The sequence below is a fragment of the Pseudomonas sp. GM74 genome (assembly GCF_000282455.1).
Lineage (GTDB): Bacteria > Pseudomonadota > Gammaproteobacteria > Pseudomonadales > Pseudomonadaceae > Aquipseudomonas.
Window position 1 is genome coordinate 98,299 of the sequence record NZ_AKJG01000044.1, and the last position, 18,730, is coordinate 117,028.

General features: G+C 59.9%; 18 protein-coding genes. 8 read left to right on the forward strand and 10 right to left on the reverse strand.

What is annotated here, in order from left to right; translation table 11 throughout:
- Positions 1-762 precede the first annotated feature (762 nt).
- Positions 763-1,131: a hypothetical protein gene (locus tag PMI34_RS0127180; RefSeq protein WP_157222712.1), complete on the reverse strand. Its 369-nt coding sequence runs from the start codon at positions 1,129-1,131 to the stop codon at positions 763-765.
- Positions 1,132-1,195: 64 nt separating this feature from the next.
- Here PMI34_RS0127180 and PMI34_RS18885 point away from each other — a divergent pair, with 64 nt between their 5' ends.
- The 5 genes from PMI34_RS18885 (at position 1,196) to PMI34_RS18870 (ending at position 3,310) form a co-directional block, all read left to right on the forward strand.
- Positions 1,196-1,516, forward strand: a complete 321-nt coding sequence (locus PMI34_RS18885; protein WP_008048543.1) for a YbjQ family protein — start codon at positions 1,196-1,198, stop codon at positions 1,514-1,516.
- Between the two features lie 146 nt (positions 1,517-1,662).
- Entirely contained in the window at positions 1,663-1,851 is a 189-nt protein-coding gene (locus PMI34_RS18880) for a hypothetical protein (RefSeq protein WP_032829518.1), read from the forward strand.
- Between the two features lie 310 nt (positions 1,852-2,161).
- Entirely contained in the window at positions 2,162-2,530 is a 369-nt protein-coding gene (locus tag PMI34_RS18875; protein WP_008048545.1) for a hypothetical protein, read from the forward strand.
- Positions 2,531-2,697: 167 nt separating this feature from the next.
- Positions 2,698-3,111: a YMGG-like glycine zipper-containing protein gene (locus PMI34_RS27960; RefSeq protein WP_086790177.1), complete on the forward strand. Its 414-nt coding sequence runs from the start codon at positions 2,698-2,700 to the stop codon at positions 3,109-3,111.
- A gap of 16 nt (positions 3,112-3,127) precedes the next feature.
- Entirely contained in the window at positions 3,128-3,310 is a 183-nt protein-coding gene (locus PMI34_RS18870; protein ID WP_008048547.1) for a hypothetical protein, read from the forward strand.
- A 65-nt stretch (positions 3,311-3,375) separates the two neighbouring features.
- Here the strand turns inward: PMI34_RS18870 and PMI34_RS18865 are convergent, their stop codons facing one another.
- A complete protein-coding gene (locus tag PMI34_RS18865; protein WP_008048549.1) occupies positions 3,376-6,684 on the reverse strand; it encodes an RHS repeat-associated core domain-containing protein in 3,309 nt (1,102 codons plus the stop codon).
- A 247-nt stretch (positions 6,685-6,931) separates the two neighbouring features.
- Here PMI34_RS18865 and PMI34_RS18860 point away from each other — a divergent pair, with 247 nt between their 5' ends.
- On the forward strand, positions 6,932-7,627 hold the full coding sequence (locus PMI34_RS18860) for an HAD-IA family hydrolase (RefSeq protein ID WP_008048550.1): 696 nt from the start codon (positions 6,932-6,934) through the stop codon (positions 7,625-7,627).
- 59 nt (positions 7,628-7,686) lie between these two features.
- Here the strand turns inward: PMI34_RS18860 and PMI34_RS18855 are convergent, their stop codons facing one another.
- Positions 7,687-8,433 (reverse strand): 3-oxoacyl-ACP reductase family protein, encoded by a 747-nt coding sequence (locus PMI34_RS18855; protein ID WP_008048552.1) that lies wholly within the window; start codon positions 8,431-8,433, stop codon positions 7,687-7,689.
- A gap of 124 nt (positions 8,434-8,557) precedes the next feature.
- On the opposite strand from PMI34_RS18855, the gene PMI34_RS18850 reads away from it, so the two are divergent.
- Positions 8,558-9,481, forward strand: a complete 924-nt coding sequence (locus tag PMI34_RS18850) for a LysR family transcriptional regulator (protein ID WP_008048554.1) — start codon at positions 8,558-8,560, stop codon at positions 9,479-9,481.
- A 132-nt stretch (positions 9,482-9,613) separates the two neighbouring features.
- On the opposite strand, the gene PMI34_RS18845 is transcribed toward PMI34_RS18850, so the two are convergent.
- From PMI34_RS18845 to PMI34_RS18835, 3 genes are all read right to left on the reverse strand, one after another.
- Positions 9,614-10,342, reverse strand: coding sequence for an aspartate/glutamate racemase family protein (locus PMI34_RS18845; RefSeq protein WP_008048556.1), 729 nt, complete (start codon positions 10,340-10,342; stop codon positions 9,614-9,616).
- A 56-nt stretch (positions 10,343-10,398) separates the two neighbouring features.
- The gene (locus PMI34_RS18840) at positions 10,399-11,940 is read right to left on the reverse strand and encodes an NCS1 family nucleobase:cation symporter-1 (protein WP_008048558.1); all 1,542 of its coding nucleotides are present in this window, start codon (positions 11,938-11,940) and stop codon (positions 10,399-10,401) included.
- 579 nt (positions 11,941-12,519) lie between these two features.
- On the reverse strand, positions 12,520-13,260 hold the full coding sequence (locus tag PMI34_RS18835; RefSeq protein WP_007971943.1) for a phosphoadenylyl-sulfate reductase: 741 nt from the start codon (positions 13,258-13,260) through the stop codon (positions 12,520-12,522).
- Between the two features lie 173 nt (positions 13,261-13,433).
- Here PMI34_RS18835 and thrH point away from each other — a divergent pair, with 173 nt between their 5' ends.
- The gene (gene thrH, locus PMI34_RS18830; protein ID WP_008048561.1) at positions 13,434-14,051 is read left to right on the forward strand and encodes a bifunctional phosphoserine phosphatase/homoserine phosphotransferase ThrH; all 618 of its coding nucleotides are present in this window, start codon (positions 13,434-13,436) and stop codon (positions 14,049-14,051) included.
- Between the two features lie 99 nt (positions 14,052-14,150).
- On the opposite strand, the gene pabB is transcribed toward thrH, so the two are convergent.
- The 4 genes from pabB to rloA form a co-directional block, all read right to left on the reverse strand.
- The gene (pabB, locus tag PMI34_RS18825; RefSeq protein ID WP_008048564.1) at positions 14,151-15,494 is read right to left on the reverse strand and encodes an aminodeoxychorismate synthase component I; all 1,344 of its coding nucleotides are present in this window, start codon (positions 15,492-15,494) and stop codon (positions 14,151-14,153) included.
- Positions 15,495-15,606: 112 nt separating this feature from the next.
- On the reverse strand, positions 15,607-16,593 hold the full coding sequence (locus PMI34_RS18820; protein ID WP_008048566.1) for an alpha-L-glutamate ligase-like protein: 987 nt from the start codon (positions 16,591-16,593) through the stop codon (positions 15,607-15,609).
- Complete coding sequence (rloB, locus tag PMI34_RS18815; RefSeq protein WP_008048577.1) at positions 16,593-18,128, reverse strand: osmotic stress tolerance membrane protein RloB; 1,536 nt, start codon at positions 18,126-18,128, stop codon at positions 16,593-16,595. Before rloB ends, PMI34_RS18820 begins: the two co-directional genes overlap by 1 nt.
- 5 nt (positions 18,129-18,133) lie before the next feature.
- The gene (gene rloA, locus PMI34_RS18810) at positions 18,134-18,670 is read right to left on the reverse strand and encodes a retropepsin-like aspartic peptidase RloA (protein ID WP_032829520.1); all 537 of its coding nucleotides are present in this window, start codon (positions 18,668-18,670) and stop codon (positions 18,134-18,136) included.
- Positions 18,671-18,730 lie beyond the last annotated feature (60 nt).

Genomic DNA, 18,730 nt, shown 5'->3' on the forward strand with positions numbered 1-18,730 from the left:
GCGGTTAAGCATTTGCACGGAGTGCAAGGTTTTGCAAAGAAGTGCAGTGGCGTTGCACTGCGTTATGGAACGGCTGCGAATTACTCAGGGGAGGAAGGTGTCCGGTTTACTAGGGCTGCGGGTGCGAAAACCAGCGGGAGACGGAGTTTTCGTTTTCGGAACCGTTCGCACCAGGTGCGAATCAGTCATCACCCAGCCCAATAACAAAGCGGCTGTTAGGCCCAGCCTGTGCGGCTTTCCGCAGTTTTGTGGTATTGCACAGCATCGCCACCATTCCCCGACAGTGAGTAACGATTTGGAGGGCGCGAAAAAGCTCCAAAAAGGACGGCGCATAGCCATTTTTCATGCGTGGGCTGGGAAAAGGGTAATTTTAGTAAGCAAGGGATCAAAGCGGGCTGGAGCCCCCGTAGCGCTTGACTCTCACCTATTACCTCAGAGGGTAATATCAGGTAAGAGAAAGGGTAATATTTTATTCAAGCTCTTATTTTACTGGGTTTGGTAGGTGTTGGTTATTACTTGTACTGAAGGTAATTTCATAACCTTTTTCTTACCTTATTATTACCTCTATAGGATGTATGAACTACTTGGTTTTAATGGCTTCCGTTCGGTTTTCGGCAACACATTACCAATATTACCTTTTTCCCATGCCTCAACATAAATCGGCTCGGGCGCAATTTTTCGCCCCCTCGCAGCGTGCTCGTCCAAAAACCCATGGGACTGCCATGGGACTGGCGCGCTCCGATTTTCAAGAGAGTCATCAGGCTACAGCCCTTGTAAACGAATAGCTTTCATAATCATAGTGACTTGGCGGGTAGTTTCGAATCTCTCCTTCACCGCCAAATTCGATGTAAACAAAACCCCTGGTTTCGAAAGAAACCGGGGGTTTTGTGTTCTTGGCGTTTGATTTTCGCCAAGCAAGAAACAAGAAGCGTCTACCGCACTAGCAATGACCTGGCAGGTCCGGCTGCTAGACTGCTCAAACTCTTCGAACGGAATCGACATCATGCCCCATTCCCGCGCCAGCTTTAGCGGCGTAGCCAAGTTCATCGCGCCGTACGCTTCGAAGACGGCAGCTAACTCCAGTTCCCGGCAATGCGCCGGAGTGTTTCGAACTTTCGCCAACTGATGCAAACGATCCCGTCACCTCGCTGGCGTTTGAGGCGCGGGCTGAATTTCTGAACAGAAAGGAACATTCATGATCATCACCACGACCCACTCCATCGAAGGCCGACAAATTACCGCCTACCTGGACATCGTCAGTGCCGAGTCGGTGCAAGGGATCAACGTTGTCCGCGATGTGTTTGCCGGGATGCGCGACTTTTTCGGCGGGCGCTCCCAGACGCTGGAACGAGCGTTGAAGGAAGCGCGCATTCAGGCCACCGATGAGATCAAGGAACGGGCGCTGTCGATTCAGGCGGACGCGGTGGTCGGGCTTGATTATGAGATCAGCATGCCGGCCGGCAGGGGCGGGATGGTCGTGGTGTTTGTGACCGGGACTGCGGTCAAGTTGAGGTAAAAGGTGAGAAGCCATTCGTCGGTCACGAGGAAATCAGAACGGCAGGTCCATTAATGACCGGCTAGTCTGGAAAACCTTGGCGATCGATATTCTTTCAGGCAAAGGGCTTGCCGGTGTCGGTCGCGCTTTTTGAAAGGGGTGAAGAGATGGCTGATCCGTATATCGAGGACGATGGCGCAGAATTTCCGATCAACAACTCCGTGCGGTGTGGTCAGACCCAGTATGTGGCCAGCTTCGGCGAGGACCAGACCGAGGTCGACAAGATCAAGACCAGGGCGTGCCGGGTACTGAAGGGCAAATTTTTACCCAAGGTGACGGCGCCGGTCAGGAAGTAACCGAACGTCAGGCAGACTCCGTCATAGAACGTTTTTTTCATGCCTGAAAAGTTTTATGACAATTTTTTTGAAAGGGTGATTTTTTCACAAACTTTTCACAGGTCCCTTCGTAATCTCGACTCATCCGTTAGAAAGCAACACCTGGCCCGTTTCCCCAGCGGGCTTTTTTTTGTCCGCGATAAAACCTTTTCGGTAAACGCTGTCCAACCGTCGCCAATCGCGAAGTTGGACCGGCGTGCTGGACTTTTTCCGCGCAAAAGCATTCAATCTCGCCCCCTTTTTGTGTACCCCTATTTTTGAGGTTTTTGTCATGCGTTTAACACTGCCCGCTCTGGTTCTGGGGCTTCTGGTTGCTCAAGGTGCAATGGCTGGTGACGGCACTGCCGCGCTGGGCGGTGGCCTGGGCGGCGCATTGGGTAACGTGGTCGGCCAGAAGATGGGCGGCAGCACTGGTGCCGCGATTGGCGCGGGCGTCGCAGGCGCGGCGGGCAGCGCAGTTGCCGCCAAAAAAGGTCATCGCACCAGCGCAGCTATCGGTGGCGGTGTCGGCGCGGCCAGTGGTTCGGTGATCGGCAATAGCCTCGGCGGCAAGTCCGGTGCCACCATCGGTGCAGGCCTGGGCGGTGCATTGGGCGGCGGCGTAGGCAGCAACCTGGCCAATGGTCACAAGCGTCACTGATCCTGATTCAGGTTTTAAAGGAGCCCGGCTTGATGCCGGGCTTTTTCATTTATGAACGATTCACGCCGCAGCAGCTCAAATCTTCCATACCCTGGAAGAATGCGAGGCGTGCCATGAACCCGAAAACCAACGGCAATAAAAACGGAAGCTTGAATGCTCGACTATTGATGGTGCCAGCGATTGTTTTTGGATTGCTGGTCTCTCAGGCGGCGCTGGCGGGAGGTAATGGAGATGCCGCGGTAGGCGGTGGTCTTGGTGGGGTGCTAGGCAACGTTGTCGGTGGCCAGGTGGGTGGCAGCACGGGCGCAGCCATCGGTGCAGGTGTCGGTGGAGCGGCCGGCAGTGCCATTGCCGCGCCCAAGCGCAGTCGCACCGAAGCGGCGGTAGGTGGTGGTTTGGGTGCCGCGGGTGGATCGGTGGTCGGCAACAGTCTTGGCGGTTCGACCGGGTCGGCCATCGGTGCAGGCCTGGGCGGTGCAGCTGGCGGTGCGGTCGGCAATGATCTGGGGAGTGACAGCGGTCATTCCCATTCCGGTAACGGTTATAAACACTCGAACAAGCACCACAAAAAGCATCACTAGTTGAGCGAGGCATCCCATGACTGCGAAAAGCGAAGGCAAGGAAGAAAAGGGCCCGGGCGGACTGCCATCCATCAACGATCCTGGCAATGAAGATCCGGGATCGCTGATGGATGATGCGACGGTGCCGCTTAACGATGCTGATGATTTGGGCGATGTGGGGAATATCGAGTTTGAAGATGAGGAAGAGGACGAAGATTGATTGAATCGTGCTGGTAGATTGACCGGTTGTCTAGCTGATCGAACGTGTCCATCGTCCGGTCCTGGTCATGTCGTGGCCTGAGTCTGCGCGATGCAAGTATTGCTTTGGAGTTTTTGGAGAGGGCACGTTGGACTCACACCCTCACCAACCCCATCTCGCGCCGAGCCTCCTGCCTTGTTCGCCAGTGGACAGTTCCCGCTCAACCCCAACGGACTCACCCACCCTGTCGGGTTCCGGGTGTACCGATACGGGTTCAACCCACCGGCCAACTTGACCGGATCCGGCGTCAGATAACGACCGATCTCGGGATGGTAGTAGCGATGCCGGTTGTAGTGCAGGCCGCTCTCGGCGTCGAAGTATTGCCCCTGAAACCGTAGCGGCTGTTCGAATCGTTCGCCGTCGCTCTGGCTCAGCTCTCGGAGTTTGCCGTGGGCGGTGTACTTCGCCGACCAGACGATGGCGCCACCGTAACTGGTCAGTTCCTGCGGGGTGCCGAGGTGGTCGAGTTGGTAGTAGAACGGGCAGGCATCTGCCCGGCCCTTGCCGTCGAGCAGCGCCAGCGGGCGAAAGCTGCCGGGTTCGTAAACGTAGCTGCGGTAGTGCTCGGGAGCGCTTTCGGCAATGAGTTGGTCGCCTTGCCAGAAGAATTGCGTGGTCTGGCCGTCGACGGTTTTGCGGATGCGCCGTCCGAAGGCGTCATAGCGGTAGCTGACACTTTTACCGTCCGGGGTGCGGATACTGATCAGGCGGTGCTGGCTGTCGTAGGTGTATTGAGTGACCTGGGGCGGCATACCGCGGCGTTCGCGGATCAGGTTGCCGAAGGCGTCGTAGTCGTAATGGCTGTTGCAGTGGCGGCGCAGACGGTTGCCCTGGAGCACGAACGGGCCCGGACGACCATGGATCTGCAGGTTGCCGGCCGGGTCATGGGTGAAGTTCTCCGCGAACTGGTCGCGGGCGTGGCGTACGGCGGTCAGGCGGTCGAGCGCATCGTATTGATAGCAGCGTTGACCGTGACGGCTGTCGGCAATCTGCAGGAGATTACCCTTGGCACTGTAGGCATACTCGCGGCGGTACAGCGATCGTTGCTTTTGGCTGACGGCATGGGCCTGCAAATAGCCTTGCTCGTCGTAGGCGTAATCGCTGAGCAGCAGGCCCTGTTGGCGTTGCTGTTCACGCCCGCCGACAAAACGGTGGCTGGTCAGGCGCGTGCCATTGAGATCGACGGCAGTGAGGACCCCCCCCTTGGCGTGGTGGTAGACAAGGACACCGCCGTCCGGCAGACGCAGTCGCTTGAGCCGACCGCAGGCATCGTAGCCGTAACGCAGGGTTCCCCAGCCCTGATGCTCGGTGATCAGCCGGCCCCGGCGGTCGTATTCGAACGCCAACGGGTGTTCCTGACCGTCATCGACGCGGACCAGTCGCCCGAAGTTGTCATAGTGGTACTCGACCTTGATCCCGTCGGGCAGGGTCTTGAGCAATAAGCGCCCGGCACTGTCGCGTTGGTACTGCGTGACGAATTGCGAACCTTCGTCGCCGAACTCGGTTGTCTCCAGCTGCTGGCCATTAGCGTCATACGCATAGGTGGTACGACGGCCATCGAAGCCGGTTTCCTGTCGGATCAATCCGCCTGGCGTGTAGTCCAGCCGATAGGTGTCGCCGACCTCGTTTTCGATCTCGGTGAGCAATAGCTGCGCATGGTCGTAGCGGTACTTCAGTGCACTGCCGTCCGGGTTGATCCGACGGCTGACCAAGTGCAGGTCGTCGGCGTATTCGTAACGGGTTACCCGTCCCAGTTCGTCGGTTTCGGCGGTGACCTGGCCGTAGGCGTTGTAGCGACAGGCACGGCAGGCACCGGTGGGTAGCGTGGTTCTGGTCAGTCGCCCCACGGCATCCCACTCATAGCCGGTGACGGCTCCGTGTTCGTCCTGCCGGGTAATCCGTCGGCCCAGCGCATCGTAGGAAAAAGTGCGCTGGGCACCGTCCGGCAGGGTCTCCTCCACCAATTGCCCCAAGGCGTTCCAGACAAACCGGTGAGCGCTCTGGTCGGGGAAGCGGATTGTCAACAAGCGCCCCTGCGGGTCGTATAAATAGCGGGTGATCTGCCCGTCGGGATCGGAGATGGCAGTGATGTCGCCCTGGGTATTGCGCTGACAGGTCCACATCGCCTGGCCACGGGTGAAGGTGCACAGGAAGCCGTGGCGATAGTCGCAGGATATGGGCGCCTCATCTGGCGCAAGCTGCGTGATCAACCGGCCGGCTTCGTCATACTGGTATTCGGTGACGGCGCCGAGGGCGTCTTGCTCGGCGATCAGGCGGCCCTGATCGTCGTACGCCTTTTGCAACTCACCGCCGTCGGGCCCGACCTGGCGCACCAACCGTGCACGGCCGTCATGAACGTAAACCTCTTCGCTACCGTCGGCGTTGTTTACTGCCACGCAACCTTGATCGTCCCAGGCGTAACGCGCCTCCATTTGCGTAAACGAGGCCCAATGATGGATGCAGCGGGCTGCCTTGCCGGAGCGTTCCCACGCCCAGAAAAAGCTCGCGCCGCCGGCCAGTTGCCGTTGCAGGATGACGTGCTGCTCGTCGTAGTCATAGCGCTCGCTTTCACCTGCGGCGTTGGTTGCCTCGATCAAGCGCTGGCGGGCGTCGTAGCGGTAGCTGACCAGTGTCTGTTCGGTGCGCCAGGTGTTCGCCTCGGGGGTGCCGCGCTGAAGCACCTGATAGTCGACGGCCACCAGGTGCTTGAGGTCGTAGCGCAGCAATAAGGCGCGGTCGGCGCCGTTGTCCAGGCGCTGGATCCGGTCACAGCGGTCCCGCTGCACCGTCAGGCGGTTGCCGTAGGCGTCGCTGATCGCGCTGAGCCGGCCGTCACGAAAGTGGTAGAACCGCGTGGGGTCGTCGGCCAGGGCGAGGATCAGTTCGTCCGGCCTCTCACCGAGGTAAATCGCCGCCCGCGACAGGCTGTTGTGGATCACCGGGCGCTCTGCCGTCGGGCGTGGAAAGGGCGTTCGGCGGTTTTCGGGGTCGATCCATAGCACTTGCTCGCCGTGGAATTCCAGGTGCTGGGACAGCGAATGGCTCCAGCCAAAACCGAGGCCGCTGTCGATTTCGACGGCACTGGTGCGATAGAAGCGGGTGAAGTCGAAGGGCAGGATCCCGTCGAGGGTGCCATTGGTGAGGGGCAGCAATCCTTCGCCGGTAACCATCGACACCTGGCCGTTGTGGGTGGCGGTTCGCTCGACGGTGTCGGTGCTGTCGCCGTTGGGGTTTTTCGCCTGTCTGGAGGCGTCCTCGTAGCGTTCTTGCTTACCGGAGCGAAGTGTCAGGGGACCGCTGGCGGGGCATGCCAATACCTCTTGGGGATCGAACATCTGCTGTCTTTCGCTTGGCGGAGTGTGGAGCTCGAAACTCTGCGGGGGATCGGCGACGAAAGAAGTCGGGAAAGGTGGCGCTTGCTGTAGGGCGATTCGCTAAATCTCGGAGGGCCATTCGGCGCAGACCGGGATTTGATCATTGCTCTAGGCCGGTGGCGCTCGCTATGCTGCTGAATCCTTTAATCCCTGGGGCATCGGCCGTACCCGAGCTGCCCCGGATGCCTTTGAAAACGGATCAGATGCGATGAATGCACCACTGAAAGCATTCGGCCCGATCAAGGCCGTGATTTTCGATATGGACGGCTTGTTGCTGGATACAGAGGGCATCTACACCGAAGTTACGTCCATCATTGCCGCGCGTTACGGCCGGACGTTCGACTGGAGCATCAAACAGAACATCATTGGCCGGGGCGCGGGCGATCTGGCGCGTTATGTGGTTGAAGCGCTGGACTTGCCGATCTCGGCGCAAGAGTTTCTGGTGATCCGCGAGCCGCTGATGCGCGAGCGTTTTCCTACGGCCCAGGCAATGCCCGGCGCACAGGAGCTGGTTCGGCATCTGAAGGCCAACAACATTCCCATTGCCGTGGGCACCAGTTCTTCGAGCCAGTCGTTCGGCCAGAAAACCACTTTGCACCGTGACTGGTTCGCCCTGTTCGACTTCATCGTCACCGCCGATGACCCCGAGGTGGGCGCGGCCAAGCCGGCACCGGATATTTTCCTGACGGCGGCGCGGCGCCTGGGTGTTGCACCGGAAGATTGCCTGGTGTTCGAGGATTCGCCCTTCGGTGTCACTGCGGCGAAAGCGGCAGGGATGACGGCGATTGCGATTCCGGATGCGGCAATGGCCGACGCCAGGTACGCACATGCCGATGGCATTCTTCGTACGTTGAAGGCGTTCGAGCCGGGCGCATTTGGTTTGCCGGCGCTTGAGTGGGCCTGACAAAGAAAAGTGTGGGAGCGGGCTTGCTCGCTCCCACATTTTGCTTTGCGTTCAACGCATCAGGCGCCGAAACCACCGTCGATGGTCAGACTCGCGCCAGTGATGTAGCCGGCTTCAGGGCTGACGAGGTAGGCGACGAAGCTGGCGATCTCTTCGGCCTTGCCGTAACGACCCACGGCCATCAACGGGATCAGGCTTTGCGCGAAGTCACCCTCGGCCGGGTTCATGTCGGTGTCGACCGGGCCCGGTTGCACGTTATTGATGGTGATGCCTTGCGGTCCGAGATCGCGGGCCAGGCCTTTGGTCAGGCCGACCAGTGCCGACTTGCTCATGGCGTACGGGCCGCCACCGGCAAAAGGCATGCGGTCGGCGTTGGTGCTGCCGATGTTGATGATGCGACCGCCTTCGGTCATGTGTCTGGCGGCGGCCTGGGTGGCGATGAACACGCTACGCACGTTGATGGCCAGTGTCTGGTCGAAGTCTTCGAGTTTGAAGTCGGCCAGTGGTGCGACCGCCAGTACGCCAGCATTGTTGACCAGGATATCCAGGCGACCGAAGGCTTCCACCGTGGCGGACACGGCACCGCGGATCGCCTCGGCGTCGGCGCTGTCGGCCTTGATGGCCAGGGCCTTGCCGCCCTTGGCGGTGATGCTGTCTTGCAGTTCTTCGGCCTTGGCTGTGGAACTGACATAAGTGAAGGCAACGGTCGCGCCTTCAGCGGCCAGGCGCTTGACGATGGCGGCGCCGATACCGCGGGAACCACCTTGAATCAATGCCACTTTGCCGCTGAGGTTCTGAGTAGTCATGTCGATCTCCAAGTACCGAGGCGAGATGTCCCGGTTGATGGAGCCTAGTATCGATTCAGGATTACCTGCTGTGTAGACCATAATTACGATAGTCTGTGTAAACCAAAAGTTTATAGTGGCGCCTATGGAAACCTTCAGCAGTATCGAATGCTTTGTGCGCAGTGCGGAGGTAGGCAGCTTTGCCGAAGCGGCGCGGCGCTTGAGCCTGACACCCGCGGCGGTGGGCAAGAGCGTTGCCAAGCTCGAGGCGCGCCTGGGTGTCAGGTTGTTTCAGCGCAGCACTCGCAGTCTGACCCTGACGGAGGCCGGTCAGTTGTTTCTCGGCGAAGTCAGCGCCAGCCTGCATACGATCCAGAATGCCGTGGCCAACCTTGCCAGCGCCGGAGGGCAGCCGGCGGGCACCCTGAAAGTCAGCATGGGGACGGTATTCGGCTGCCTGTACATTGTTCCGATGCTCGGCGAGTTTCTGCGGCGATTCCCGGCCATCAACCCGGACTGGCACTTCGACAACCGCCAGGTCGATCTGATCGGGCAGGGTTTCGACGCGGCAATCGGCGGCGGATTCGAATTGCCTCAAGGCGTGGTGGCCCGCCGGCTGAGTCCGGCGCATCGGGTGTTGGTGGCTACGCAGGACTATCTGGAGACACATGCGGCAATCAGCGAGCCGGATGACCTCAAGCACCATGACGGGATCCTGATCCGCTCGCCGCAAACCGGTCGTGTGCGCTCCTGGCAATTGACCCATCGCAATCAGCAACACAGCCCGTTGATGCTCAAGGCGCGGATGACCATGAGCGATTCCGAGGCCGCCTGCGTCACGGCCGCGCAGGGTCTGGGCATTGCGCTGGTGAGCATGCCGTTTGCTGCAGGCTATCTGGAGTCGGGCAGGCTGCAACGGGTGTTGCCGGACTGGTACATCGACGACGGCTACACCTCCATCTATTACGCCGAACACAAACTGCTGCCCGGCAAGACCCGGGCGTTTGTCGATTTCGTCATTGAACAGTTTGCCGAGCGGGGGTTGGGGCAGAGGTTCAGTGCGGTTTGAGGCAGGCTCAGGACCGAGGCGTGGCCATCGCGGGCAAGCCACGCTCCCACAGGTTCTGCGTCGTATCGCGGTGATGAGAGCGACGCAATACTTGTGGGAGCGTGGCTTGCCCGCGATGAACGATAACGCGGTCTACCGGGCAAACCGCCCCGGCCAGCCAATGATGTGTTTCGGCCGCGGCGTCGCATAGGTCCGCACTTTCGACGTCGACAGCCCCAACCGCACCAATGATTCGGCAATGGTCACCGCAGCCGTCACCCCATCCACCACCGGTACCCCGGTACGCCGGCGAATCTGCTCGTCCAGCCCTGCCATGCCGCCGCAGCCCAGGCATATCACTTCGGCCTTGTCCCGGGTCACCGCCAGTTCGGCCTGGTGCACGATGGCTTCCAGTGCGCGCTGCGGTTCGTGTTCCAGTTCCAGCACCGCCAGGCCACTGGCCCGTACCGAGGCGCAACGGTCCCACAGGCCCGAGAGCTTGAGGCGATCTTCGATCAGCGGCACGGTGCGGTCGAGGGTGGTAACCACGGAATAGGCGTGGCCTAGAAACATCGCCGTGCTGGCGGCGGCATCGGTGATGTCCACCACCGGCACATTGAGCAGTTCCTGCAAGCCTTCACGGCCGTGTTCGCCGTAGCCGGCCTGGATCACGGCGTCGAATGGCTGGTCGTAGGACATCACCCGATCCATGACCGCGATGGCCGCCAGGTAACTCTCGAAATTGCCTTCGATGGAGTCGGCTCCGAAGTGCGGGGTGAGGCCGACGATTTCCGTGCCGGGGGACGCGACGGCCTGCGCCGAGCGGGCGATGGCTTGGGTGATGGATTCGGTGGTGTTTACGTTGACCACGAGAATGCGCATGGGAAGTCCTTATTGCAGGTGGTTCTGCGGCCCGACAACGCCGGGCCGCGACAGGATTAATGACTGACGTTGTCGACCGCGATGGCTTCGCCGCTGACGTCGGCGTAGTGCGGTTGGCGCTTGGCGATGATCAGGTAGACCATCCCGGCAATGCCCGCACCAACCAGCCAGGAGAACGGCGATACGCTGTGGAACCCAGGCACCAAGGCCAGGACGATGGCGATCAGGGCTGCGGGAATGAACGCCGCCACCGCGCGTAAATTGACCCCGCGGCTGTAGTAATACGCACCGTTCGGGTCTTCGCTATACAACTGCGGCACGTTGACCTGGCCTTTTCGTACCAGCCAGTAGTCGACCATGATCACGCCGTACAAAGGGCCGAGGAGGGCACCGAGGCCGGACAGGAAGTACACGATCACCAGCGGACTGTTGTAGAGGTTCCACGGCAGGATCAGCACGGCGATGGTCGCGCTGATCAGCCCGGCGCGGCGGAAGGTCAGGTACTTCGGCGCCAGGTTGCTGAGTACGAACGCCGGGGCGACGAAGTTGGCCATGATGTTCACCGCCACGGTGACGATCAGGAACGCCAGGCAGCCGAGCACCAGGAAAAAGGTATTGGGGATCGAAGCGATGATTTCCGTCGGGCTTTCGATGATCCGGCCATTGATCTGAAATTGCGCGCCACACAGCAGGACAGTGATGCTGGCGAACACCAGGATATTCACCGGAAGGCCCCAGAAATTGCCGACCTTGATGGTTTTTCGGCACGGCGAAGAGCGGGCGAAGTCGCAGAAATTGAGGATCAGGGTGCCGTAGATCGCCAGCCACAATGCGCCGCCGGCAAAGATATTGCGCCACATCTCAGCGCCAGCCAGCGGCTCACGGATCGACCAGGCGATAGTCGCATCGGCCTGGGTGTACATCCAGGCGGCGAGGGCCGCGACAGTCAGCAGAATTACCGGGCCGGCAAACGCCTCATAGCGCCGCACCATTTCCATGCCGTAAGCGAGGATCGCCAGCTGCACGAACCAGATCGCGACGAAACACACCCAGCCCAGGGTCGACAGACCGAGGATCGAGTTGTGGTCGTAGTCGGCGAACCCGGGATGGATCGCCGTCAACAACACGCGAAACACGACGGACGCGAGGTACGTCTGAATCCCGAACCAGGCGATGGCGATCACGGCGCGGATCAACGCGGGAATCTGTGCACCATGAATGCCGAAACTGATCCGGCTGATGACCGGAAAGGGCACCCCGGTTTTCTGGCCCATGTAGCCAGACAGGTTCATGAAGAAGTAAACCAGCGCCGCGCCGATCCCCAGGGACAGGAGAATCTGCCAGCCACCCAGGCCCAAAGCGTATAGACCTATGGCAAACGAGTAGTTGGCAATGTTGTGCACGTCGTTGGCCCACAGGGCAAAGATGCTGTAGCGGCCCCAGCGCCGGCCCTCGGACTTGGTCGGTGCCAGGTCTTTGTTGTGCAATCGGGGACTGAGCACCACGGGGGCGTGATGCGCCTGATTGTCGGCGGTGTGAGTTGAATGGGAGGAGGGTAGATCCAGCGCGATGTTGTTATTGGAGAGACTAGTACGCATTCCGGCAGGCTCCTGATGCTCGACGCCGCGATGACTGTGCATGAGCCTTGGCTCGACAAATCTTCGTCGCGGGTAGCGAATATCATTGGTTACGGGGCATCTGCAGCCTGTACGGGATAGGGCGCTTCAGGCTTGCGGATCTAAAGTGTGTGTATGTTTTGAGTTGATTGTATACAAAACATGTATGCACTTAAGCCATATCCATGCCAGTCAGGATTCTATAAAAGCCAGTGCTCATTTCGTTTTGTTATCGAAAACAGATAACTGACTGAAAAACAGAAAATTTAAATTGACCGGTTGAACAGGTATTTGTTTTTTTTGAGAGGGTCTTGGGCGAGGCGGGGGGAAAGGAGATGTAACTTTTTGGGGCGCAGAAACTAAAAGTGCACACACAAATGGCACCTATGGTGACATTCGTGTGTACACATTTATTGTGAGCTGACGCTAACCCGTGTGGGAGCGGGCTTGCTCCGGGCGGCGCTCCGACGAAAGCGTCGGGTCCGTCGATGCATTTACTGACTGATACACCGCCTTCGCGAGCAAGCCCGCTCCCACAGGGGTATTTCACAAGGCTTGGGATCAGGCTTTCGACTTGCTGATGATATTCCCGGCATGCAGCCCGCATTCTTTCTGCGTCGCTTCTTCCCACCACCAGCGGCCTTCGCGCTCATGCTGGTTCGGTAGCACCGGGCGGGTGCAGGGTTCGCAGCCGATGCTGATGAAGCCGCGTTCGTGCAGGCTGTTGTACGGCAGTTCCAGCATGCGGATGTAGCCCCAGATCTCTTCGCTGGTCATTTGTGCCAGCGGGTTGAACTTGTACAGGGTGCGTTCCGGGGTGGAGAACGCGGTGTCGATTTCCATCACCGCGACGGCGCTGCGGGTGCCGGGGCTCTGGTCACGGCGCTGGCCGGTGGCCCAGGCCTTCACGCCGGACAGCTTGCGACGCAGTGGTTCGATCTTGCGGATGCCGCAGCATTCGCCATGGCCATCCTTGTAGAAGCTGAACAGGCCTTTTTCCTTCACGAAGGGTTCAAGTTTCGTGTAATCCGGCGACACCAGTTCGATGTCGATCTTGTAGTGCTCGCGCACCTGATCGATGAAACGGTAGGTCTCGGGGTGCAAGCGGCCGGTGTCGAGGCTGAACACCTTGACGTTCTTGTTCAGCTTCCATGCCATGTCCACCAGCACCACGTCTTCGGCGCCGCTGAAAGATATCCACAGGTCATCGCCGAACTCGGCAAAAGCGAGTTTGAGAATGTCCTGGGCGGACTTGTTGGCATAGGTCGTGGCGAGTTCCACGACGTCGAACGTTGGGCTCATCAGGGCGGCTTCCTACAGGTCGGTGGCGCTGGGCGCTCTATATGGGGTCGATGGTAACAAAAAGCTGCGCGGGCCGGGGCATCCTCTGCGTTGCGCAGGCAGGCCCGAGTCGCTAGAGTTCGGCAGTCTTTTTGCTCGCTCGACTCAATAATCAATACAAATGGGAGTGTCTTGTGGAAATTGCCTGTCTGGATCTTGAAGGTGTGCTGGTTCCGGAAATCTGGATCGCCTTCGCCGAAAAAACCGGGATCGAATCCCTCAGGGCCACCACCCGGGACATTCCCGACTACGACGTGCTGATGAAGCAGCGCCTGCGGATTCTCGACGAGCACGGCCTGAAGCTCACCGACATTCAGGAAGTAATCGCCACCCTCAAGCCGCTGGACGGCGCCATCGAGTTCGTCGACTGGCTGCGCGAGCGCTTCCAGGTGGTGATCCTGTCAGACACCTTCTATGAGTTTTCCCAGCCGCTGATGCGCCAGTTGGGCTTCCCGACCTTGCTCTGCCATCGCCTGATTACTGACGACGCTGGGCGAGTCACCGACTATCAACTGCGTCAGAAAGATCCCAAGCGGCAGTCGGTCCTGGCCTTCAAGAGCCTCTACTACCGGGTGATCGCGGCGGGGGATTCCTACAACGACACCACGATGCTGGGCGAGGCCGATGCCGGGATTCTGTTCCATGCACCGGATAACGTGATTGCGCAGTTCCCGCAGTTTCCGGCAGTGCACACGTTTGAAGAGCTGAAGCAGGAGTTCATCAAGGCTTCGAACCGGACCTTGAGCCTGTAGTCGCCTGGTCTGACGCCTTCGCGGGCAAGCCCGCTCCCACAGGTGATTACCGAACCCTGTGGGAGCGGGCTTGCTCCGGGCGGCGATCCGACGATGCTTTTAAAGACTCTGCAAAGTATCGAGCAGCACCTTTACTTTGGTGATCGATTCCTGATATTCGGACTGCCATTCCGAGTCCGCGACAATCCCGCCACCGCCCCAGCAACACACCTGCCCGTCCTTGACCAGCAAACTGCGGATGGCGATGGAGCTGTCCATCTCGCCGCGCACGTCCAGGTACAGCAACGAACCGCAATACAGCCCGCGCCGGGTCGGCTCCAGTTCGTCGATGATCTGCATGGCGCGGATCTTTGGCGCGCCGGTAATCGAGCCGCCGGGGAAGCTTCCGGCGATCAGGTCCAGGGCATCGCGGTCATCCGCCAGTTCACCGGTGACACTGCTCACCAGGTGGTGCACGTTCGGATAGCTTTCCAGGCTGAACAATTCCGGCACCCGTACCGAGCCGGTGCGGCAGGTGCGACCGAGGTCATTGCGCAGCAGGTCGACAATCATCAGGTTTTCCGCGCGATCCTTGGGGCTGGCCAGCAATTCGGCGGCGTTCGCGGCGTCTTGCTCAGGCGTCAGGCCCCGCGGGCGGGTGCCCTTGATCGGACGGGTTTCCACATGGCCCTGGCTGACTTTGACGAAGCGTTCCGGCGACAGGCTGAGTACAGCGTCGCCGTCGGGCAAGCTCTGGAAGCCGGAAAATGGCGTAGGGCACGCCGCGCGCAGTGCACAGTAAGCGGCCCAGGAATCACCCTGGCAGGGCGCGCGAAACCGTTGGGCGAAATTGACCTGATAACAGTCGCCGGCCTGAATGTACTGCTGGATGCGCTCGATGGCCTGTTGATACTCGTCAGCGTTCAAGTCGGCGGTCATCGGGGTGAGCAGTTTGAAGGGCGCGACCACTTCCGCTGCCGGTTGGCTGAACAGCTCGATCAGGCGCTGGCGCTCGCTGTCAGGCAGGGTGGGGTGGAACACCAATTGACTGGTCTGCGAAAGGTGATCACTGATCAATGCCCAGCCGTACAAGCCGAAACGTGCGTCCGGCAGATGCAGGTCGTCACGGGCCTGGCTCGGCAGGCGCTCCAGGTGCCGGCCGAAGTCGTAACTGAGGTAGCCGATCAATCCACCGGCAAACGGCAACTCATAAGGTGCCGGCAGAGTGGCTTCGCCCAGGCGTGTCAGGTTGTCGCGCAGGCGTTGCAGGAAAGCGTCGCCGCTTTCGTCGGGCGATACCGTCAGTTGTTCCAGCGGCCAGGCGCTGAGCAGGTCATAGCGGCCGCGGTCGGCGCTGGGGCGGCCACTGTCGAGCAGCACGGCCCCGGGGGCATGGCGAATCGCCGCGAAATATTGGGCGGGGTTGGCGCGATAGGGCAGCGGGTGTACGGAGCAGGTCAACATGGGCGGGGGAAGTCAGCCATCGAGGCGGGGTGGCGATTGTAGTCCCCTCGGGGAATTGCTCCTAGAGGGGATGTCGGGGATTGGCAGATTGGGGTGGGATTGAGGGTTTGGATCAACCCTCAAGCACAGGAATATGCCCAAACATCTCCTGCACAAATGCCACGCGCTCTTCGACCGTTTCGGTCACGCCACGGGCCTTCAAGTCTTCCAGCCGCGCCTCGACCGCGTGAGCGCGCAATGTCAGGCCGCAGTCATTGGCAATCTGGATGTTCAGCCCCGGCCGGGCGTTGAGCTCCAGAATCAGCGGGCCTTTTTCCTGGTCCAGGACCATGTCGACACCGATGTAGCCCAAGCCACACAACTCATGACAGCCGGCAGCGAGTTTCATGAAACCATCCCAGTAGGGCAGTTGCACGCCATCCACTGCGTTGGTGGTGTCCGGGTGTTTGTTGATGATGTTGTTCAGCCAGGTGCCGCGCAGGGTCAGGCCGGTGGCCAGGTCCACACCGACACCGATGGCGCCCTGGTGCAGGTTGGCCTTGCCGTTGGACTGGCGCGTCGGCAGGCGCAACATGGCCATCACCGGGTAGCCCATCAACACAATGATGCGAATGTCCGGCACGCCTTCGTAACTGATGCTCTTGAAGATCTGGTCTGGAATCACCCGGTATTCGATCAGCGCCCGGTCGCGGTGACCGCCCAGGGAGTACAAGCCGGTCAGGATGCTGGAAATCTGATGCTCGATTTCTTCATGGCTGATGATCCGGCCGGACACCGTGCGATAACGCCCTTCAAAGCGGTCGGCGATCACCAGGATGCCATCACCGCCAGCGCCCTGGGCCGGTTTGATCACGAAGTCGCTGCGCCCGCCGATGATCTCTTCGAGATTGTCGATTTCCTTCTCGGTGGAGATCACGCCATACAGTTCGGGCACATGGATGCCGGCGGCGATGGCGCGTTCCTTGGTGATGATCTTGTCATCGACGATCGGGTACAGGCTGCGTTTGTTGTACTTGAGCACGTAGTCTGCGTTGCGCCGATTGATCCCCATGATGCCCCGGGCTTCCAGGGCCTTCCAGGTCTTCCAGAAGCCGAACATCAGGCGTCAGCCTTTTTCAGGAAGGCCTTGAAACGTACCAGTTCAGTCAGGCGATAACCGCGATAACGACCCATGGCCAGCATGAAGCCCACCAGGATCAGCAGGATCGCCGGGAAAGTGAACACGAAGTACACCAGTTCCGGCACGGTCATGATCAGGTGCGCCAGGGACGCGGCGAACAGCGTACCGATGGCCACTTTCATGGCATGGCCACCGCCGCGCTCTTCCCAGGTGATCGACAGGCGTTCGATGGTCATGGTCAGGATCACCATCGGGAACAGCGCGACCGACAAGCCGCGCTCCAGGCCGAGTTTATGGCTGAACAGGCTGATGGCCGCAATCAGCACCACCACGAACGTCAGCACCACCGACAGTCTCGGCAGCATTTGCAGTTTCAGGTGTTCAAGGTAGGAGCGCAGCGACAGGCCCAGCGCCGTGATGATGGTAAACAGCATGATACCGAAGCCGAGTTGGGTTTCGCGGAAGGCCAGGGCGATCAGCACCGGGGTGAAGGTGCCCAGGGTCTGGATGCCGATCAGGTTGCGCAGGATCAGGATCACCAGCACGCCGATCGGGATCATCACCATGATCATGAAGGTCTGCTGGGTTTGCAGCGGCAGGCCGTACAGCGAGTACTCGAGGAAGTTGGCGTCGGTGTTTTCGTCGGTCAGCTTGGCCAGGCGAATGGCGTTCATTTCGCTGTTGTTCAGGCTGAAGGTCACGTTGGCTTTCTTGCCGCCATCGACGGTGATCAGGTTTTCGTCACCGGTCCACCACAGCAGGCGGTCGCTTGGCAGGCCTTGTTCACCGGTTTCCGGGTTGAAGTACAGCCAGTCCGTGCCATTGAAACTGCGCAGCCACAGTTCCGGCATTTGCGGCTGGTCGGCCACCAGGCGGATGGTGTGGACCTTTTCGATCGGCACGTGGGCGATGGACAGCAGCAATTCGACGATCTTCGCCTTGTGCGCGGCGGAAGGATCACCGGCCAGCAGCAGTTTCACGTTGTCGTCGTTGAGGTTGTTGACCCGCTTGATGGCTTCTCCGACAAAGGTTTCGACGTCGGCCGAGTGTTGGCGAATCGGTGCGAGCAGGGCTTCGGCGGCGATTTTTTCCGGGCCTTCGATGGTCATGCTGTCGCGAAAGGTCGGGCCTTTGATCTTGGCTTTCTCGCCGGAATAACGTTTGGTCAGCACCAGGCGGTAATACAGCGTCTGATTGCCTTTGGCCCGGCGTGCCGACCAGGTGACCTTGCGGTTTCCGTCGACCCGGTTCACGGCCACGCCGTAGTTGTTGGAGATGAAGCTCTCGTTGAGGCTGACGAAGTCGCGGCTCAGCGGCGGCACGAACATCTGGATCTTGACCGGGTCCTTGGCACTGGCGACGAACTCGACCTTGGCGTCGATGTTCCACAGGTCGTCGGTGGCGTCTTCGGTCACCGGGATGCCCAGTACGAAGATCTGGTAGGCCGTAACTGAAATGCCCAGCACCACCAGGATGGCGATCAGCAGTTTCAGGTGAAGGGTAAGAGAGCGCATTTGAATTACTCGGCGGTATGAGCGTCGGTGGTGCAGGCAGGTTTGCCGGCAGCATATTTAAGGCTGGGGTCAACCAGTGCATCGAAGCGCTTGAGCGCTTCGGAGCCAATCAGTAGCGGGTATTGGAAAGCGCTGCGGTCGGTCAGGTTCACTTCGATGCTGCGCAGGGCCGAGCCCATGCAGATGTCCAGTTCGATCACCGGGCGGGCGGTGTACTTCTTGCCTTCCTCCGGGTCGTAGTCGCCGGCCCGGCGCTTGATCTTGCTGACACGGGCCAGCGGGCGTTCGATCGGGTGCGAATGGGCGGCGTCGATGGCCAGGTAAAAGCGCACCCACGACTCGCCGTTGCGTTTGAAGCGTTTGATATCCCGGGCACTCAGGGACGCGGTTTTCGCCCCGGTGTCGAGTTTGGCTGCCACTTCCAGGTTAATGCCATTGAGCGATGCGTACTCATTGAGGCCATACACGGTCTTTTCCCCGGCCATTGCGAAACCAGGCAGACAAAGCAAATAAAGGAAGATAACGAAGGGCTTGAGTCTCATAAATCCTGATGCGCAGCGGTCCGACTTGATTCAAGGCCCTGGCATCGCTGCGCAAGCTCC

What these genes read in the sequence shown, in the direction of transcription:
- pabB (WP_008048564.1), bottom strand. Translation starts at nt 15,494, where the DNA reads ATGTTGACCTGCTCCGTACACCCGCTGCCCTATCGCGCCAACCCCGCC.
- PMI34_RS18820 (WP_008048566.1), bottom strand. Translation starts at nt 16,593, where the DNA reads ATGTTCGGCTTCTGGAAGACCTGGAAGGCCCTGGAAGCCCGGGGCATC.
- rloA (WP_032829520.1), bottom strand. Translation starts at nt 18,670, where the DNA reads ATGAGACTCAAGCCCTTCGTTATCTTCCTTTATTTGCTTTGTCTGCCT.
- PMI34_RS18855 (WP_008048552.1), bottom strand. Translation starts at nt 8,433, where the DNA reads ATGACTACTCAGAACCTCAGCGGCAAAGTGGCATTGATTCAAGGTGGT.
- PMI34_RS18860 (WP_008048550.1), top strand. Translation starts at nt 6,932, where the DNA reads ATGAATGCACCACTGAAAGCATTCGGCCCGATCAAGGCCGTGATTTTC.
- rloB (WP_008048577.1), bottom strand. Translation starts at nt 18,128, where the DNA reads ATGCGCTCTCTTACCCTTCACCTGAAACTGCTGATCGCCATCCTGGTG.
- PMI34_RS18875 (WP_008048545.1), top strand. Translation starts at nt 2,162, where the DNA reads ATGCGTTTAACACTGCCCGCTCTGGTTCTGGGGCTTCTGGTTGCTCAA.
- PMI34_RS18885 (WP_008048543.1), top strand. Translation starts at nt 1,196, where the DNA reads ATGATCATCACCACGACCCACTCCATCGAAGGCCGACAAATTACCGCC.
- PMI34_RS18850 (WP_008048554.1), top strand. Translation starts at nt 8,558, where the DNA reads ATGGAAACCTTCAGCAGTATCGAATGCTTTGTGCGCAGTGCGGAGGTA.
- PMI34_RS18845 (WP_008048556.1), bottom strand. Translation starts at nt 10,342, where the DNA reads ATGCGCATTCTCGTGGTCAACGTAAACACCACCGAATCCATCACCCAA.
- PMI34_RS18865 (WP_008048549.1), bottom strand. Translation starts at nt 6,684, where the DNA reads ATGTTCGATCCCCAAGAGGTATTGGCATGCCCCGCCAGCGGTCCCCTG.
- PMI34_RS18840 (WP_008048558.1), bottom strand. Translation starts at nt 11,940, where the DNA reads ATGCGTACTAGTCTCTCCAATAACAACATCGCGCTGGATCTACCCTCC.
- PMI34_RS18835 (WP_007971943.1), bottom strand. Translation starts at nt 13,260, where the DNA reads ATGAGCCCAACGTTCGACGTCGTGGAACTCGCCACGACCTATGCCAAC.
- PMI34_RS18870 (WP_008048547.1), top strand. Translation starts at nt 3,128, where the DNA reads ATGACTGCGAAAAGCGAAGGCAAGGAAGAAAAGGGCCCGGGCGGACTG.
- PMI34_RS27960 (WP_086790177.1), top strand. Translation starts at nt 2,698, where the DNA reads ATGGTGCCAGCGATTGTTTTTGGATTGCTGGTCTCTCAGGCGGCGCTG.
- PMI34_RS18880 (WP_032829518.1), top strand. Translation starts at nt 1,663, where the DNA reads ATGGCTGATCCGTATATCGAGGACGATGGCGCAGAATTTCCGATCAAC.